Source organism: Arthrobacter sp. SLBN-53 (genome assembly GCF_006715585.1).
Classification (GTDB): Bacteria; Actinomycetota; Actinomycetes; order Mycobacteriales; family Mycobacteriaceae; genus Mycobacterium; species Mycobacterium neoaurum_A.
The window spans coordinates 3,847,265-3,862,677 of record NZ_VFNN01000001.1 but is presented as its reverse complement, the minus strand read 5'-3'; the positions used below and the strand labels follow the sequence as shown (position 1 = coordinate 3,862,677).

Genomic DNA, 15,413 nt, shown 5'->3' with positions numbered 1-15,413 from the left:
ATGGTGCGTACCGAGGGCGACAGCTGGGACCTGGCCTCCAGCGTGGGTGCCACCGCCACCATGGTGGCGGCCGGGCGGGCAATCGCGAGTGCGGCCGAGAATCCCCTCATCGATGATCCGTTCGCGGCACCACTGGTGCGTGCGGTCGGGATCCCGGCCTTCACCATGATGGTCGACGGCTCGATCGACCTGGCCGAGATCGCTCCCGAGTCCGCGAGTCAGGTCCGGTCGAACATCGACGAGATGGCCGTGCGGACAAAGTTTTTCGACGACTACTTTGTGGCGGCCGGCGAACTCGGTATCCGCCAGGCGGTCATCCTCGCCGCGGGCCTGGATGCGCGCGCCTACCGGCTCCCGTGGGCCGATGGCACCATCGTCTACGAGGTAGACCAACCGGAGGTGATCGAGTTCAAGACCCGCACCCTGGCCGATCTCGGTGCCGCACCGACCGCCGAGCGCCGCACGGTGCCGGTGGACCTGCGCGACGACTGGCCCACCGCGATGCGGGCCGCCGGACTCGATCCCGACCAGCCCACCGCATGGTGCGCCGAGGGGCTGTTGATCTATCTACCCCCCGAGGCGCAGGACCGGCTGTTCGACAACATCCATGCGCTCAGCGCATCCGGAAGCACCGTGGCCACCGAATTCGTCCCCGGCATGAAAGATTTCGACCCGGAGAAGGCGCGCGCCGCGGCCGCGACATTCAGCAAGCTGGGCCTCGAGATGGACATGCCGTCCCTGGTCTATAGGGGCGAACGTACCTCTGCCGCAGACTATCTGGGGGCGCGCGGCTGGCAGATGACTCAATCGCCCAGAGCTGACCTGTTCACCCGCTACGGCCTCGCCAAGCCCGATCTCGGTGCCGGCGACGTCCTGGGTGAGATCGTCTACATCAGCGGGCGTTTGAGCTGACCTCGTAGTCCAGCGGCGCCGGCGCCGCAGCGGTACCGGGGGTCTGGGTGCCGTCGATGGGGCACCGCGCGGTTTCGGGCATGCCAGCCAAGGCGACCGCACCGATCGCACACGCCGCCATCATGTAGAACGCCGGGACGAGGTTGGTACCGGTCGCACCGATGAGCCACTCGTTGACGGCCGGCGCCGTACCGCCGAAGATCGACGTCGACACGTTGTAGGCGATGGCGAAGCCGGCAAACCGCACCTGGGTCGGGAACATCGCCGGGAAGGTGGCCGAAATCGTGGCCAGCTGTGGCACATACAGCAGACCGAGCACTGCGAATCCGATGATCGCGCCGACCGGACCGGTGCCCATCAACATGAACATCGGCACCCCGGCCACGAACAACCCGGCGAGCGAGAACCACCACAGTGGCTTGCGGCCCCATCGGTCCGAGAGCATGCCGGCAAGCGGTAGGAAGATCATCATCGACACCATCCCGATGATGGGAACCACCAGCGACACATCCTTCGACAGACCGATCGTGCCTTCCAGATACGTTGGCATATAGGTCAACAGCGTGTAGTTGACGACATTGAGCGCCACCACCAGCGCGCCGAGGCGCACAATGGGTCGCCAGTAGTCGGAGATCAGTTCCCGGAACTGAGTCGTGGTGTCTGCGACCGTATCGTCCGACTCGGCCGCCTGTTTGAACACCGGTGTCTCGTCAAGGCGCGAGCGCAGATACACCCCGATCAGGCCGAGCGGTGCCGCGACCAGGAAAGGCAGCCGCCACCCCCATGAGCTCATCTGATCCTCGCTGAGCACCAACGAGCAACCGAGCATCAGCGACGCCCCCAGCGAGAACCCGGCAAGTGTCCCGAACTCGAGATAGCTGCCGAAGTACCCACGTCGCCGTGACGGCGCGTACTCGGCCATGAAGGTCGCCGCCCCGCCGTACTCGCCCCCGGTCGAGAAGCCCTGCACCATCCGCAGGAACACCAACAGCACCGGGGCCCACATCCCGATCGCAGCGTAGGACGGTACGAGGCCGACACCGAGGGTGGCGCCGGCCATCAGCAGAATCGTCAGCGCCAGAACATGTTTGCGCCCGACCCGATCACCCAGCGGACCCCAGACGAAACCCCCGAGGGGGCGAACCAGGAAGGACACCGCGAAGGTCATCAGCGCCAACAGGGTGGCCTGCTGGGTGTCCCCGGGAAAGATCGCGACGGAAATGTAGGTGACGCCGAAGGCGTAGATCCCGTAATCGAACCATTCGGTGGCATTTCCGATGGCTGAGGCGGCCACTGCGCGTCGGACCTCCGCGGGCTGCGGGTCGGTGGCGTCGGTGGACGTGTCCACTGGTGAAATCACCCCTTCGTCGGACGCACGGGCCCGGCACCCCGCGTCCCTAGGCCTGTGCCCGACACCTCGGGGCGCTAAACATCGCCCACGCTGACCGCGCCGAGTGCCTCATCCAGGGTGGCGAAGAGGCCCACGACATCGGCGATACCGACGAGCCTGAGTGGCCGGCTGGTGGCCGGTCCGTCGGCGACCACGGCGAAGCGGGCTGCCGGGGTGATATCGGCGTGGGCGGCCATCAGCACGCCCATCCCCGCCGAGGAGAGGAAATCCACGCCGCCCAGGTCGACGACCACCGCGTGCGGAGATGCGGCCGCGGCGTCGCTGATGGCCGCCGCCAGCTGCGGAGCGGTCACCGAGTCCACGGTCCCGACCACCGCCACCACCGTGGCGGTGCCGACCTGCCGCTTCCCGATATCGCAGTGGGATCCGCTAACCATCCGGACCTCCGACCGATGCATGTGTGTAACGCATAGCTGACACCTCCACTGTGTTGGATCCAATTGCTGCACAGAGCAACTGCTCGTAGCTGTCCACGGTGCGCGCGCAGTCCAGACGTTCCCGCGCCGACTCGGCCACCACGCGACGGTCGAGTGCGCCCATCGACGTGATCGCTGCCGCAAGCCGATCGACCAACCCCACACCGGGGTCGACCAGCACGCCACCGGCACCACTGACGACCTCGGCCAGACCACCTCGACGCACCCCGGCCACCGGCGTCCCGCACATCTGGGATTCGGCGGCCACCAGGCAGAACGGCTCCTCCCAACATGGCGTCACCAGCGTCGCCAGGCTGGCCCCGTACATCTGCGCCAGTTCCGAATCGTCGAGTTGCCCAAGGTATTCGATCTGGCCACCGAGCATCGGCCGGATGACCTCGGCAAACCATCGGGGATCGGCGACAGGCCCGGCCAGCCGCAACGGTAGGTCTACTGCCCGCGCCGCGGAGATGGCGATATCGGCACCCTTCTCCGGGGTGAGGCGGCCAGCCCAGGCCAGGCTGTCGCCGCCGGGCCCGGCCGGAAAAGCCTGCGAATCAGCGCCATTGGGGATCACCTCGACCCGTGTCAGGGTCTCCCCCTGGACACGCAGCGCCGCGCTGACGGCCACCATGTGCGCGTCCGGGCCGGCCAGCCAGGCGCCGATCTCCATCCACGGAAAGGGCGGGGTGTGCAAGGTGGTGACCACCGGCACCGGCAGTGCGGGTGCCAGGGCCAACGGCAACTGGTGCAGACTCTGATTCAGCACGATGTCGATATCGTTCCTGCTCAGAAGATCTCGCATCACGGCCAGATAGGCGACCTGGTCGTCGAGAAAGCCGGGCTCCGGCAGGTTCGGATCCTGCGACGCCACGGCCGACAGGTCCGGCCGGTCGGGCATGACATGAAGCCGGTCGGCCAGCAGTCGGTCGGTGCCTGCTCGGGCCCACAGCTCGACCCGGTGACCACGAGCCCGCAGGCCGGTGGCCAGGATCGCGGTGAAGCGCTCCTGGCCACCGGCATAGGGTGCGACGACGGGGTTGCGCGACGGGCCGATGACGGCGATGCGCATCAGATCACCTCCTCCCCCAGTTCGGCATCCAGTTCAGCCAGGAATGAGGCGAAGCCACCCTCGACGCGTGAGTCGATGCGGCCCGAGGTGCGCACGCTGGTGTGATGGGTCGCCACCCAGCGCGGGGTGATCGCACGAATACGCTGCACCAGTTTCACGTCCTCCCCGGTCGTGCATTCGGGGAATCCGCCTGCGCGCAGGTAGGTGTCGGCGCGAAATCCGAGATTGGCGCCGTGCACATGCGGGTGTCCTTCGGTCAGGTCGTGGCGACGCACCCAGCGGCGGTACATGTCCGGCCCAAGGCCGGCCGGAACGGCCGTCCCGATGACCGCGTCGATGCCATCGGCGGCCATGGTGAGCTGACGCGTCAGCCAGTGTTCGGGCACCACTGTGTCGGCATCGGTGCAGGCGATCCAGATCGCGCCGAGCTCACACCCGCGCCCGACGGCGCGGTCGATCGCCGCCGCGGTACCCACCCTCCGCGCCGTACCGACCACACAGGTGGCGATGCTCAACAGTTGAACACCGAATCGCGCGGCCAGCGGTCCGGTGTCATCGGTGCAACAGTCGAGCACGACCGTGATCGACCACGTGGTACCCGGAATCTCGGCACCGAGGGTCGCACCGGCGCGCACGATGCTGCGCAGGCAATCGGTGATGTGTTGCTGCTCGTTTCGGGCGGGTATCACCACCTCGACATGGCGGATGACGGTCATGATGCGCCGCGGTACTCCCGGTACACCGACACCGGTTCACCCCAGACTTCGACGATCAGATCGACGTCCTCGTAGCGTGCGCGCAGTGGAAGATCCATCAGTGCGGCTGCCTGCTTGTGCACTGCCCGACCGTCGAGCGGGATACCACGGGTGGGTCCACGCCAGTGTGCCAACACGATCTCACCACGGACGGTGAGCCGCCGCCGGGCGGCCCGCAGGGTGGCAACCAGTTCGGGCCCGTCGAGGAAGTATCCGACCTCGGAAAGGATGATCGCATCGAAGCGTTCGTTCGGAAGGTCCGCCGGGACTGCACCGCAGATCCAGCGCACGGCATCGGTCTTCTGGCGGGCCACCTGGAGGGCGCGCGCGCTGGCGTCGAGTGCCACCACGGTGTCGGCGCGCCCGATCAGTTCCTCCGACAGCTGTCCCGTCGCGCATCCGATCTCCAACACACGTTGGTAGCGCTCTCTGCCAAGGCAGGCCAGCACCAAGCCCAGTCGGCGTCTCTCATAGACGAAATCATCCAGATGCCAGGGATCCTCGGTCCCGGTGAGCATGGCATCGAATGGCTCGGCCACATCATCTCTGGCGCGGGGATCGATGACGTGACCGGCCACCCGACGCGCGAGATCGGGGTCTGCAGGCAGCAGCACCGTCTCGAATGCCCGATGGGCACGGCGCAGCACGGAGGCTCCGACGATCGGCGCATCCTCGGATGCGTCCAATTGGCTTGTGTAGCAGCCGATGGCCGACTCCTTGGCCCGCAGGCCGGCGAGTGTGGGCGACAGCGTGCGCACCCGATTCCACTGGAGATCCTCCGGTGTGGCCCAATGCCACAACCAGACCGGGTAGTTCAGCAGGGTGGCCGAGCGGGCCCGGGCTACCATCTCGGCCGCGCGGGCGGCAGCATCGTGATCGGAGTGCCCGTCGCATTCGGCTGGGGCGAACAGCACCGTGCGCGCATCGACCAGCTCGGCCAGCCTACGGACCAGCTCCTGTTCTGCGGCGGGTAGACCACCGTCGGGCAGATCCCACCACACGGCCTGCACGTGTGCGCCCAGCGTGGCCATGGCGTGCTCGGCCTCGATGCGTCGGGGCGTGGACCCCGGACCCCGACCGCCGTGGGTCGCGAAAACCACGATGACCTCGATGCTCTCGGCACCCAGGTCGGCCACGGTCGCCCCCAGCGCCAGCGTCTCGTCGTCGGGATGCGGTGCCAGCACGACAACCCGGGTACAACCGCGGATGAGCGCGCCGAGATCCAGTCGCGCGACATCGTCCCAGCCGGCGGCCAGCAACCAGGTCGGCTCGTCGGTACCTGCCTCCCGATGGGTGAACGGGCGGGCCTCAACCACGGCGGGCCTGACCCTCGGCCACCACGAGTTCACCGAGATAGGCCAGATCGCGTGGACCGTGGTGCTGGCGCAGGTAGACGGTCAGGTCGGCGATGCGCCGGGCGTAGGGCTCCTCACCGACCAGCGGGCCCGGTCCGAGCACGTATCCGGCATCGCGCACGGTGTTCTCACACGTTCGTGCCACGACCGCCCGGACCCGCTGGGCCAGCAGCGGGTCCGAGCCGGTCGCATCGTCGATGGCCGCCGCGGCGTGCAGTAGACAGGCTTGTGCGGCGAACATCTCTTCGTCGATGCTGCCCAGCTGGGAGAGCGCGATCGGCGAGGCGTGGTGTTCCTCGACCTGACGGTGCACCCGCTCCCGCACGCCGAGCGCGATGCCGAACCATACTGCCGCGACACCGATTCCACCCCAACCGAACCCCGGCCGGTCGAGATACCATCCCGGACCGCCGAGCGGTGTCGCAGGAAGGTCGTCGACGGCGATCGGCCCACTCGGTATGGCCGCCAGACCACGAGAAACCCATTGCGTCGGAAGCACTTCGACGTACCGTGGATCCAGGCGCACAGCGAATGCCTGCTGGCCGGCGCCCGGGACCTCCGCGGTGACCACGGCGTGCGAGAGCCGGCCGGCCAGCGAACACCACGCTTTCGTTCCGCTGAGCACCCACCCCCGCGCGCCACGGTGGGCGGTGAGCCCGAAACCACGGCCGCCCGCGGCGTATACGCCCCAGGTCGAACCTTCCTCGGCGGGCACACCCGCCTGGTGCAGGATCGCACGGGCGTCCAGATGCGGTTCCACGATGCGGGCCAATGACGCATCGATCATGCCGAGGGTCACCAGCACCCGCAGATAGTCCAGTGTGCGTCCGTCACCGGGGCGGTGGCCGGACAGCTCCGTGGCGATCCCCAGCGCCGCGGACACGTCGAGCGGCCCATCAGTGGGGACCGACAGGCGCGTTCTCAGTTTTTCGTCGACAAGGTGATGCACTGAGTCGATTGAACCGGGCGGACCGCCCTGCCGACTACACCCCTAGGGGTGGATCCGGACCACATCGGGCTGGAAATCATGTGTCATCCCCCACGCGACGGCCTGCGACCGTCGGGTCACGCCCAGTTTGCGGTAGGTGGATCGGACGATGGATTTCACGGTGTTGATCGACAGATAACACCGCTCGGCGATCTCGTTGTTGGTGCGACCCTGCGTGATCAGCGCGAGCACCTCGGCTTCCCTGGCGGACAGACCCACGTCCCGCCCCGGCCACGCCATCGGCATGGACATGCTGCCGTCACCGCGCTCGACGATTGTCTCCCCGGCGTGGATGCGTTCCAGGCAGCTGACGAGTCGTTCCACCGGTAGGGATTTGGCCAGGTAGCCGTGCACACCGCCGGCCAGCGAGCGGTCGATCAGCAGCTGGTCGATGTTCCAGGAATAGACGACCACCCGGCCGATGTGGTTGTTGCCCACCAGATCGGTGACGTCGGTGCGGTCGCCCTGCGCTGCGGCGAAAGTGTCCCAGATGATCACGTCGACAGGGATCTGCACCTCGGTGCGGGAGTCGAGTTCGACGATGCGCACGCGGTCGGCATAGGGCTGCAACAACGCGGCAAGACCCGCGACGATCAACTCGTAATCGTTGACGATCGCCAATGTCACCGGCGAACTGCTCATGGAGTCCGCCTTTCGCCCGACCGGTTCCGCCGCGATAACGATAGACCCATCCCCTTCAGGTCTTCAGCCGGTAGGCCCCGGTCAGAACCGGTAGCCACCCAACCACAGGGCATGCGCTCCGGTCAGGCCCCGGTCGGCCTGGTCGAAGGCGCCCACCACCGACCGGCCCAGCACCGCCCCCACCGCCTGGGGCAGCGTCGCGGCGACGGGCTGGGAAGAAGGCTTGGGCCGCAACATATCCAGCACAGACGAGCCCGGATAGGTGAGCACCCGCACCTGCTCGTCGGCATCCAACCCGGCACGCGCCTTGGCCCGGTCGATCGCGGTGTGCAATCCGCCGAGGGTGTCCACCAGACCCCGCTCTCTGGCGTCGGCGCCGGTCCACACCCGGCCTCGCGCCACGGCGTCGACCGCATCGACACTCATCTTGCGGCCCTGGGCAACCCGCTCGACGAAGTCCGTGTAGAACAGGTCTGCTTCGGCTTCCACCTGCGCATACTGTGCTGGCGTGAACGCCGCGTCGGCCGACCATGCGTCGGCATTGGTGTTGGTGCGCACCGAGTCCGATCCGACGCCCAGCTTGTCCTTGAGCCCGCGCGTGATGAGCTTGCCGGTCACCACGCCGATCGACCCGGTGATGGTGCCCGCGTTCGCGACGATCTCATCGGCCGCCATCGAGACGTAGTAGCCACCGGATGCCGCCACCGAACCCATCGAGGCCACCACCGGTTTGCCCGCCTCCCGCGCCCGCACGACCTCGCGCCATATGGTCTCCGAGCCGGTCACCGAGCCACCGGGGCTGTCGACACGCAACACGATCGCGGACACCTCGTCATCGGTAGCCGCTTCCCGGATGGCGGCGGCGATGGTGTCCCCGCCGGCACTGGAGTTGCCGAGCGGCAGCACCTGCGGTCCACCGCGCCCGCTGACGATCGGGCCGTGCAAGGTGACCACCGCGATGGTGGGCTTCTTGCGCCCGGGCATCGACGGTCCCGGCTTGGCGGAGGTGGCGCGCGCATAGCGGGACAGGTACAGCCGCGGCGCGGTGTCCGGCCCGTCCGCCGTCGCTGCCGCCCCCGCCAACTCGCTGATCCGTGCGTAGGCCTCGTCCCGGAAGCCGATCCGGTCGATCAGACCGCCGGTGACGGCGTCGGCCCGCAGCAGCGGCGCCCTGTCGGCGAGCGCGTCGACCGCAGCGACCTGCAGGCCACGGGCGTCGGCAACCGCCGTGGTGACCTGCGTGTGCAGACTGCCGATCAGCGCTTCATCGGCCTCGCGGTGCGCGTCGGTGTAGCTGTCCTGGGTGAAAAGGTTTGCTGCCGACTTGTATTCGCCGCGCGCGACGAATTGCGCCTCGACGCCCGCCTTGCCGAGTGCGTCGCGCAGGAACAGTGCGTTGGTGGCGAAGCCGATCAGACCGACTGTGCCCGACGGCTGCATCCACACCTCGCCGAAGGCCGAGGCCAGGTAGTACGACAGCGTGCCGGGGTAGGTCTCGGCCCAGGCCAGGGTGGGTTTGGCCGCCGCGAAGGCCAGGATCGCATCGCGCAGCTCCTGGATCGGTCCTGGCGGGGCGGCGGACAGTTGGATCCGGCCGATGAGCCCGGCCACCCTGTCGTCCTCGGCGGCGCGGCGGATGGCCGCGACGGCCTGGCGCAGTGTCAGGGGTTTGCCGCCCAGGTTGATGAGCATCAACGGGTCGAATCCGACGGTCTCCGGCGGGGCGAGCTGGAGATCCAGTTCGAGCACACAGCCGCGCGGAACGCCGTTGTGGCGGGCCGTGTCGACCTTGCGGATGAGGTCGCGGACATCCTCCGCGTCAGGCAGGAGGCCGGGCAGATTGGTCAGCAGTCCGAACATCTTTCGAGCCTACCGGCGGGCGCGGGGCCGGCCCGTTCGCCGATTGTGAAACGTCGACGGCGCCGGCTACCTGACTTCAGCCGACCAGTGCCCCACCGCAGCCTGACTGAACCCACGCCATATCGGCCGACAACGCAAAAGGCCCCTGCCGAAGCAGGGGCCTTCTGACGTGGAGCGTGGTCTTACAGTTCGGTGGCCGAACCGCCTGCGGCGGTGATGGCCTCGCGGGCGCTGCCGCTGAACTTGTTGGCGGTGACGTCGACCTTGACGGTCAGCTTGCCGTCGCCGAGCACCTTCACCAGGGTGTTCTTGCGAACCAGGCCCTTGGCGACCAGCTCGTCGACACCGATGGTGCCCCCCTGCGGGAACGCCTTGGCGATATCGCCGACGTTGACGACCTCGTAGGCCACCCGGAAGCGGTTCTTGAAGCCCTTGAGCTTCGGCAGCCGCATGTGGATCGGCATCTGGCCACCCTCGAACGTCGCGGGGACGTTCTTACGGGCCTTGGTGCCCTTGGTGCCGCGGCCGGCGGTCTTGCCCTTGGAGCCTTCACCGCGGCCGACGCGAGTCTTGGCGGTCTTGCTGCCCGGGGCCGGCTTCAGGTCGTGAAGCTTGATAACACTCATCGTCCTAGACCTCCTCAACCGTGACGAGGTGATGCACGGTCTTGATCAGACCGCGCGTCTGTGCGTTGTCCTCACGGACGACGGACTGGCGGATCTTCCGCAGGCCGAGGGTCCGCAGGCTTTCGCGCTGATTCCAGCGTGCACCGATGGTGCCGCGCACCTGGGTGATCTTGAGCTCTGCCATGACTATGCGCTTCCTTCACGGGCCGCGGCGGAAGCCACGGCCTCGGCCTCGCGGCGGGCCTTGAGCATGCCGGCCGGGGCGACGTCCTCGATGGACAGACCGCGACGGGCCGCCACCTCTTCGGGACGCTGGATCATCTTCAGCGCGGCAACGGTGGCGTGCACCACGTTGATCGCGTTGTCGCTGCCCAGCGACTTGGCCAGGATGTCGTGCACGCCGGCGCATTCCAGCACCGCACGCGCCGCACCGCCGGCGATCACACCGGTACCGGGGCTGGCCGGACGCAGCATGACGACACCCGCTGCAGCCTCACCCTGAACCGGATGGACGATGGTGCCGCCGATCAGCGGAACCCGGAAGAAGTTCTTGCGAGCCTCTTCGACGCCCTTGGCGATGGCGGCCGGAACTTCCTTGGCCTTGCCGTAGCCGACGCCGACCATGCCGTTGCCGTCACCGACGATGACCAGAGCGGTGAAGCTGAAGCGCCGACCACCCTTGACCACCTTGGAGACGCGGTTGATGGTGACGACGCGCTCGATGTAGTTGCTCTTCTCGCCACGGTCGTCGCCGCGACCGCGGCCACCGCGGTCGTCGCGTCCTCGGCCGCCACGATCGCCGCGGCCACCGCGATTGTCCTGCGCCGAACCGGCGCCAGCCTGGTCGGCCATCATGCAGTCCTCTCGTTGTCAGTCATCAGAATTTCAGCCCGCCTTCGCGCGCGGCATCGGCCAGCGCGGCGATCCGGCCACCGTAGGTGTAGCCGCCACGGTCGAAGACGACCGTCTCGACTCCGGCAGCCTTGGCGCGCTCGGCGATCAGCTGACCGACCCGCACGCTCTGTGCCTTCTTGTCGCCGTCGACCGCACGCACATCGGGCTCGATGGACGAGGCCGCCGCGACGGTGACGCCGGCGTGGTCGTCGATCAGCTGCACGTGGATGTGACGTGCCGACCGGTTGACCATGAGACGCGGGGTGTCCGCGGTGCCTTCGACCTTCTTGCGCAGACGCGCATGACGGCGGATACGGGCGTTCCGACGGGTCTCGGAGATGTTCTGCCCCACCGGCTTCCGGGTGGGAGCTTCAGTCTTCGTGGTAGCCATGGGTTACTTACCTGTCTTTCCGACCTTGCGGCGGATCTGCTCACCCTCGTAACGCACGCCCTTGCCCTTGTACGGGTCGGGGCGACGCAGACGACGGATCACCGCGGCGATCTGGCCGACCTTCTGCTTGTCGATGCCCGTGATCGAGAACTTCGTGGGTGTCTCGACCGCGAACGTGATGCCCTCGGGCGCTTCGATGAGGACCGGGTGGCTGTAGCCGAGCGCGAACTCCAGGTTCGAGCCCTTGAGCGCGACGCGGTAGCCGACACCGAAGATCTCCATCTTGCGGGTGTAGCCCTCGGTCACACCGGTGACCAGATTGGCCACCAGCGTGCGGGACAGCCCGTGCAACGAACGGCTGCGCCGCTCGTCGTCCGGACGGGCCACCACGATGGCGCCATCGTCGTTACGCGAGACCTCGATCGGCTCGGCGATGTCCAGGGTCAGGGTGCCCTTGGGGCCCTTCACCGAGACGTTCCGACCGTCGATGGTGACGTCGACTCCGGCAGGAACCGGAACCGGCTGCTTTCCAATACGCGACATGTTTTCGTCCCCCTACCAGACGTACGCGAGGACTTCGCCGCCCACGCCCGATCGAGCTGCCTGGCGGTCGGTGAGCAAACCTGAGGACGTGGAGATGATCGCCACGCCCAGGCCGCCGAGTACCCGGGGCAGATTGGTGGATTTTGCATAGACCCGCAGGCCGGGCTTGCTGACCCGGCGCAGACCTGCGATGGAGCGCTCACGGCTGGGGCCGTACTTGAGCTGCACCACAAGTGCCTTGCCGACCCGAGCATCCTCGGTGCGGTAATCGGAGATGTAGCCCTCGGTCTTGAGGATCTCGGCGATGTTGGCCTTGATCTTCGAGTGGGGCAGAGTCACCTCGTCGTGATACGCCGAATTGGCGTTACGCAGACGCGTCAAGAAGTCTGCGATGGGATCGGTCATCGTCATGACAGCCGGTACACCTTCCTCGCGGCGGTTCCCAGTCAGGGCCTACCGTGTTAATCAGTAATGAATGCTGGTTACCAGCTGGACTTCTGCACACCGGGCAGTTCGCCCGCATGCGCCATCTCCCGCAAGCAGATACGGCACAGGCCGAACTTGCGGAACACCGCGTGGGGACGACCGCACCGGTTGCACCGGGTGTAGGCGCGCACTGCGAACTTGGGCTTCTTGTTGGCCTTGTTGACCAGAGCCTTCTTTGCCATTGCTCAGTTCTCCTTGAACGGGAAGCCCAGAGCGCGCAGCAGCGCACGGCCTTCGTCGTCGTTCGTCGCCGAGGTGACGACGGTGATGTCCATGCCACGGGGGCGATCGATGGAGTCCACGTCGATCTCGTGGAACACCGACTGCTCGGAAAGGCCGAAGGTGTAGTTGCCGCTGCCGTCGAACTGCTTGGGGCTCAGGCCACGGAAGTCGCGGATACGCGGGAGGGCGATCGAGACCAGGCGGTCCAGGAACTCCCACATCCGGTCGCCGCGCAGCGTGACGCGGGCGCCGATGGGCATGCCCTCGCGCAGCTTGAACTGGGCGATGGACTTACGCGCCTTGCGGATTTCCGGCTTCTGACCGGTGATCAGCGCGAGGTCGTTGACCGCACCGTTGATCAGCTTGGCGTCGCGGGCGGCGTCACCGACACCCATGTTCACGACGACCTTGACCACGCCCGGGATCTGCATCACGTTGGCGTAATCGAACTCTTTGTTGAGCGCGTCCTTGATCTCTTCGCGGTAGCGCTGCTTCAGCCGGGGCTGAACCTTGGCGGAGTTTTCTACTGTGGTCATTCTCAGATGTCCTTGCCGTTGCGCTTGGAGACCCGGACCTTCTTGCCGGACTCCTCGTCGACGCGGTAGCCGATGCGGGTCGGGTTGCCATCGGAGTCGATGACCATGACGTTGGAGACGTGGATCGGCGCTTCCTGGGTGACGATGCCGCCCGAGGAGGCGCCCCGCTCGTTCTGGGACTGCGCGGTGTGCTTCTTGATCCGGTTCACACCTTCGACCAGAACCTTTTCGCGGGTCGGGTAGGCCTCGATGACCTTGCCCTTGGCGCCCTTGTCCTTACCGGAGATGACGAGCACGGTGTCGCCCTTGTGCACCTTCATTACAAAACCTCCGGGGCCAGCGAAACGATCTTCATGAACTTCTTCTCGCGCAGCTCACGACCGACGGGCCCGAAGATGCGGGTACCGCGCGGGTCGTTGTCGTTCTTGATGATGACGGCGGCGTTCTCGTCGAACTTGATGTAGCTGCCGTCGGCGCGGCGGCGTTCCTTGACGGTGCGCACCACCACTGCCTTGACGACGTCGCCACGCTTGACGTTGCCGCCGGGGATGGCGTCCTTGACGGTCGCGACGATGATGTCGCCGATACCCGCATAGCGCCGCGACGAGCCACCGAGCACCCGGATGCACAAGATTTCCTTGGCACCCGTGTTGTCGGCGACCTTGAGCCGCGATTCCTGCTGAATCACTCGATCTCCTGACCTGGTTTTGTATGCACGCCAGATACCGACCTGGACGTACGCGGTCTTTGTCACTTCAGGGCACGCAGGGCTGACAGCAAAACTGCACAAGCCAGCCGAGGTCTGCCCGAGGCAACCCCTACATACTAGGTGAGCACGTGCTTTGCACCAAATCGCCGCCGATGCCCCGCCGACTTCGGTGCGGTTTCGTGCGCCGGTGACCCGAAACCTCACCCGAAGCGCAGGTCAGCGGACGTTGCTGCGCTCGGCGGCGCCGGCAGCGGCCAGCACCAGGGCGTCGGCGTGTCGGGCACCCACGATCTGCAGGCCGCACGGCGCGCCGCCGGCCCATCCGGCGGGCACCGAGATGGCCGGTTGGCCGGTCAGGTTGAAAGGGTAGGTCACCGCGAGCGCACCCCAGTGGTCCACCTCGTGGCCGTCGATCTCGGTCGGCATCGGTCCCTCGGCATCGAATGCGGGCACCTGCGTGGACGGTGTCAGCAGCAGGTCCATCTGCTCGAACGCGGCGGCGGTGGCCGCCACCAGCCTGGCCCGTGTCTCGTGTGCCTGCAGCAGCGCCGACACGGTCAGCTCCCGCGCGGCGTCGACATAGCGGCGCACCGATGCGTCGACCTCGACATCGCCGGGGGCACCGGAGCCCGCCGCGACGACGGCGGCGTACACATCCGGCGCCGACAGCACCCGAAATGCCGCGGCGCAGTCTGGATCTATCGGGACCTCGACGCTCACCCGCACCGCACCGGTGGCCGCGAGAAACCGCTGCGCGGCCACCTCCGCCACCGCCGCAACCTCGGGATCGCACGGCGCACCGCCCAGCGTGGGCAGGAACGCCACCCGCAGGCCACGCAGGTCGACCTCGTCCAATGCGGCTTCCAACAGCGGAGCGGGAACCGACGCGCGGTCGGCGGGATCGAGACCGGTCACACTGTCGAGCACCCGGGCGGTATCGCGCACCGTGGTGGTCAGCACCCCGTAGTGATCGTTGTCGGCGACCCCGCGATGTCGCGGCCCGCGCGGGACCACACCGTAGGTCGCCTTGAACCCGACGAGCCCGCAAAAGGCAGCCGGAATACGTAAGGACCCCGCTCCATCGGTGCCGGTGGCGAAAGGCACCATCCCGGCTGCCACGGCCGCCGCCGATCCGCCACTGGAGCCGCCAGGTGTCAACCGCGGATTCCACGGGTTGCGGGTCACCCCGTGCAGCGGGGAGGCAGTGAACGACGCCCGGCCGAACTCCGGCGAGGTGGTCACCCCGACAGGGACCGCGCCGGCGGCCACCGCACGGGTCACCAACGTGCTCGTGTGATCGGCGATCCGCCCTTGATAGAGCCGACTCCCCATCGCGTAGGGCCAGCCGGATACCGCGTGCAGCTCTTTCACGCCCATCGGCACGCCGGCGAGCGGACCGGGATCCTGACCGGCAGCCACGATCCGGTCGATCTCCGTGGCCCTGGTCATGGCGCCGTCGCGATCCACATGCACGAACGCATTGAGCTCGGGGTCGGCGGTCTCGATGGCGCACAGCGCCTCGGCGACCACATCGCGGGCGCTGAGCCGTCCGGATCGGACCCTCTCCGCGGTGTCCACAACGGGGGAACCCACTG

20 protein-coding genes are annotated in these 15,413 nt (G+C 67.4%); 1 reads left to right on the top strand and 19 read right to left on the bottom strand.

Annotation, left to right across the window (positions count from 1 at the left end):
• Entirely contained in the window at positions 1–912 is a 912-nt protein-coding gene (locus FBY28_RS18585) for an SAM-dependent methyltransferase (RefSeq protein ID WP_141868837.1), read from the top strand.
• Here the strand turns inward: FBY28_RS18585 and FBY28_RS18580 are convergent.
• The 19 genes from FBY28_RS18580 to FBY28_RS18490 all read right to left on the bottom strand — a co-directional run bounded on the left by FBY28_RS18580 (position 893) and on the right by FBY28_RS18490 (position 15,411).
• On the bottom strand, positions 893–2,260 hold the full coding sequence (locus FBY28_RS18580) for an MFS transporter (RefSeq protein ID WP_141868836.1): 1,368 nt from the start codon (positions 2,258–2,260) through the stop codon (positions 893–895). The genes FBY28_RS18585 and FBY28_RS18580 overlap by 20 nt on opposite strands.
• Positions 2,261–2,337: 77 nt before the next feature.
• A complete protein-coding gene (locus FBY28_RS18575; protein WP_141868835.1) occupies positions 2,338–2,700 on the bottom strand; it encodes an STAS domain-containing protein in 363 nt (120 codons plus the stop codon).
• Entirely contained in the window at positions 2,693–3,811 is a 1,119-nt protein-coding gene (locus FBY28_RS18570) for a glycosyltransferase (protein ID WP_141868834.1), read from the bottom strand. The genes FBY28_RS18575 and FBY28_RS18570 overlap by 8 nt, the downstream gene beginning before the upstream one ends.
• Positions 3,811–4,527 carry a glycosyltransferase family 2 protein gene (locus FBY28_RS18565; protein WP_141868833.1) on the bottom strand — a complete coding sequence of 239 codons (717 nt, stop codon included), beginning with the start codon at positions 4,525–4,527 and terminating at the stop codon, positions 3,811–3,813. The genes FBY28_RS18570 and FBY28_RS18565 overlap by 1 nt, the downstream gene beginning before the upstream one ends.
• The gene (locus tag FBY28_RS18560) at positions 4,524–5,882 is read right to left on the bottom strand and encodes a PIG-L family deacetylase (RefSeq protein ID WP_141868832.1); all 1,359 of its coding nucleotides are present in this window, start codon (positions 5,880–5,882) and stop codon (positions 4,524–4,526) included. The genes FBY28_RS18565 and FBY28_RS18560 overlap by 4 nt, the downstream gene beginning before the upstream one ends.
• Complete coding sequence (locus FBY28_RS18555) at positions 5,875–6,804, bottom strand: acyl-CoA dehydrogenase family protein (protein WP_141868831.1); 930 nt, start codon at positions 6,802–6,804, stop codon at positions 5,875–5,877. Before FBY28_RS18555 ends, FBY28_RS18560 begins: the two co-directional genes overlap by 8 nt.
• 108 nt (positions 6,805–6,912) lie before the next feature.
• Positions 6,913–7,551, bottom strand: coding sequence for a helix-turn-helix transcriptional regulator (locus FBY28_RS18550; protein WP_019510990.1), 639 nt, complete (start codon positions 7,549–7,551; stop codon positions 6,913–6,915).
• Positions 7,552–7,632: 81 nt separating this feature from the next.
• Positions 7,633–9,411 carry a signal peptide peptidase SppA gene (gene sppA, locus FBY28_RS18545; RefSeq protein WP_141868830.1) on the bottom strand — a complete coding sequence of 593 codons (1,779 nt, stop codon included), beginning with the start codon at positions 9,409–9,411 and terminating at the stop codon, positions 7,633–7,635.
• A gap of 182 nt (positions 9,412–9,593) precedes the next feature.
• The gene (gene rplO / locus FBY28_RS18540) at positions 9,594–10,037 is read right to left on the bottom strand and encodes a 50S ribosomal protein L15 (RefSeq protein ID WP_019510992.1); all 444 of its coding nucleotides are present in this window, start codon (positions 10,035–10,037) and stop codon (positions 9,594–9,596) included.
• A gap of 4 nt (positions 10,038–10,041) precedes the next feature.
• A complete protein-coding gene (rpmD, locus tag FBY28_RS18535) occupies positions 10,042–10,221 on the bottom strand; it encodes a 50S ribosomal protein L30 (protein WP_141868829.1) in 180 nt (59 codons plus the stop codon).
• A 2-nt stretch (positions 10,222–10,223) separates the two neighbouring features.
• Positions 10,224–10,889 (bottom strand): 30S ribosomal protein S5, encoded by a 666-nt coding sequence (gene rpsE, locus FBY28_RS18530; protein WP_023985345.1) that lies wholly within the window; start codon positions 10,887–10,889, stop codon positions 10,224–10,226.
• Between the two features lie 25 nt (positions 10,890–10,914).
• On the bottom strand, positions 10,915–11,322 hold the full coding sequence (rplR, locus tag FBY28_RS18525) for a 50S ribosomal protein L18 (RefSeq protein WP_023985344.1): 408 nt from the start codon (positions 11,320–11,322) through the stop codon (positions 10,915–10,917).
• A gap of 3 nt (positions 11,323–11,325) precedes the next feature.
• Positions 11,326–11,865, bottom strand: a complete 540-nt coding sequence (gene rplF, locus FBY28_RS18520) for a 50S ribosomal protein L6 (RefSeq protein ID WP_019510996.1) — start codon at positions 11,863–11,865, stop codon at positions 11,326–11,328.
• 12 nt (positions 11,866–11,877) lie between these two features.
• Complete coding sequence (gene rpsH, locus FBY28_RS18515; protein WP_019510997.1) at positions 11,878–12,276, bottom strand: 30S ribosomal protein S8; 399 nt, start codon at positions 12,274–12,276, stop codon at positions 11,878–11,880.
• A 71-nt stretch (positions 12,277–12,347) separates the two neighbouring features.
• A complete protein-coding gene (locus FBY28_RS18510; protein WP_019510998.1) occupies positions 12,348–12,533 on the bottom strand; it encodes a type Z 30S ribosomal protein S14 in 186 nt (61 codons plus the stop codon).
• Between the two features lie 3 nt (positions 12,534–12,536).
• Complete coding sequence (gene rplE, locus FBY28_RS18505) at positions 12,537–13,109, bottom strand: 50S ribosomal protein L5 (RefSeq protein WP_019510999.1); 573 nt, start codon at positions 13,107–13,109, stop codon at positions 12,537–12,539.
• Positions 13,110–13,111: 2 nt separating this feature from the next.
• The gene (gene rplX, locus FBY28_RS18500) at positions 13,112–13,429 is read right to left on the bottom strand and encodes a 50S ribosomal protein L24 (protein ID WP_019511000.1); all 318 of its coding nucleotides are present in this window, start codon (positions 13,427–13,429) and stop codon (positions 13,112–13,114) included.
• Positions 13,429–13,797, bottom strand: coding sequence for a 50S ribosomal protein L14 (rplN, locus tag FBY28_RS18495; protein ID WP_018601827.1), 369 nt, complete (start codon positions 13,795–13,797; stop codon positions 13,429–13,431). Before rplN ends, rplX begins: the two co-directional genes overlap by 1 nt.
• A 237-nt stretch (positions 13,798–14,034) precedes the next feature.
• The gene (locus tag FBY28_RS18490) at positions 14,035–15,411 is read right to left on the bottom strand and encodes an amidase (RefSeq protein WP_160145506.1); all 1,377 of its coding nucleotides are present in this window, start codon (positions 15,409–15,411) and stop codon (positions 14,035–14,037) included.
• Between the last annotated feature and the right edge of the window lie 2 nt (positions 15,412–15,413).

Bases quoted from the DNA above. Each gene is read 5' to 3' on its own strand.
- rplX (WP_019511000.1), bottom strand. From the start codon at position 13,429: ATGAAGGTGCACAAGGGCGACACCGTGCTCGTCATCTCCGGTAAGGAC.
- rpsE (WP_023985345.1), bottom strand. From the start codon at position 10,889: ATGGCCGACCAGGCTGGCGCCGGTTCGGCGCAGGACAATCGCGGTGGC.
- FBY28_RS18575 (WP_141868835.1), bottom strand. From the start codon at position 2,700: ATGGTTAGCGGATCCCACTGCGATATCGGGAAGCGGCAGGTCGGCACC.
- rpmD (WP_141868829.1), bottom strand. From the start codon at position 10,221: ATGGCAGAGCTCAAGATCACCCAGGTGCGCGGCACCATCGGTGCACGC.
- FBY28_RS18565 (WP_141868833.1), bottom strand. From the start codon at position 4,527: ATGACCGTCATCCGCCATGTCGAGGTGGTGATACCCGCCCGAAACGAG.
- rplF (WP_019510996.1), bottom strand. From the start codon at position 11,865: ATGTCGCGTATTGGAAAGCAGCCGGTTCCGGTTCCTGCCGGAGTCGAC.
- rplR (WP_023985344.1), bottom strand. From the start codon at position 11,322: ATGGCTACCACGAAGACTGAAGCTCCCACCCGGAAGCCGGTGGGGCAG.
- FBY28_RS18585 (WP_141868837.1), top strand. From the start codon at position 1: ATGGTGCGTACCGAGGGCGACAGCTGGGACCTGGCCTCCAGCGTGGGT.
- FBY28_RS18570 (WP_141868834.1), bottom strand. From the start codon at position 3,811: ATGCGCATCGCCGTCATCGGCCCGTCGCGCAACCCCGTCGTCGCACCC.
- FBY28_RS18550 (WP_019510990.1), bottom strand. From the start codon at position 7,551: ATGAGCAGTTCGCCGGTGACATTGGCGATCGTCAACGATTACGAGTTG.
- sppA (WP_141868830.1), bottom strand. From the start codon at position 9,411: ATGTTCGGACTGCTGACCAATCTGCCCGGCCTCCTGCCTGACGCGGAG.
- rplE (WP_019510999.1), bottom strand. From the start codon at position 13,109: ATGACCACAGTAGAAAACTCCGCCAAGGTTCAGCCCCGGCTGAAGCAG.
- rpsH (WP_019510997.1), bottom strand. From the start codon at position 12,276: ATGACGATGACCGATCCCATCGCAGACTTCTTGACGCGTCTGCGTAAC.
- rplO (WP_019510992.1), bottom strand. From the start codon at position 10,037: ATGAGTGTTATCAAGCTTCACGACCTGAAGCCGGCCCCGGGCAGCAAG.
- FBY28_RS18510 (WP_019510998.1), bottom strand. From the start codon at position 12,533: ATGGCAAAGAAGGCTCTGGTCAACAAGGCCAACAAGAAGCCCAAGTTC.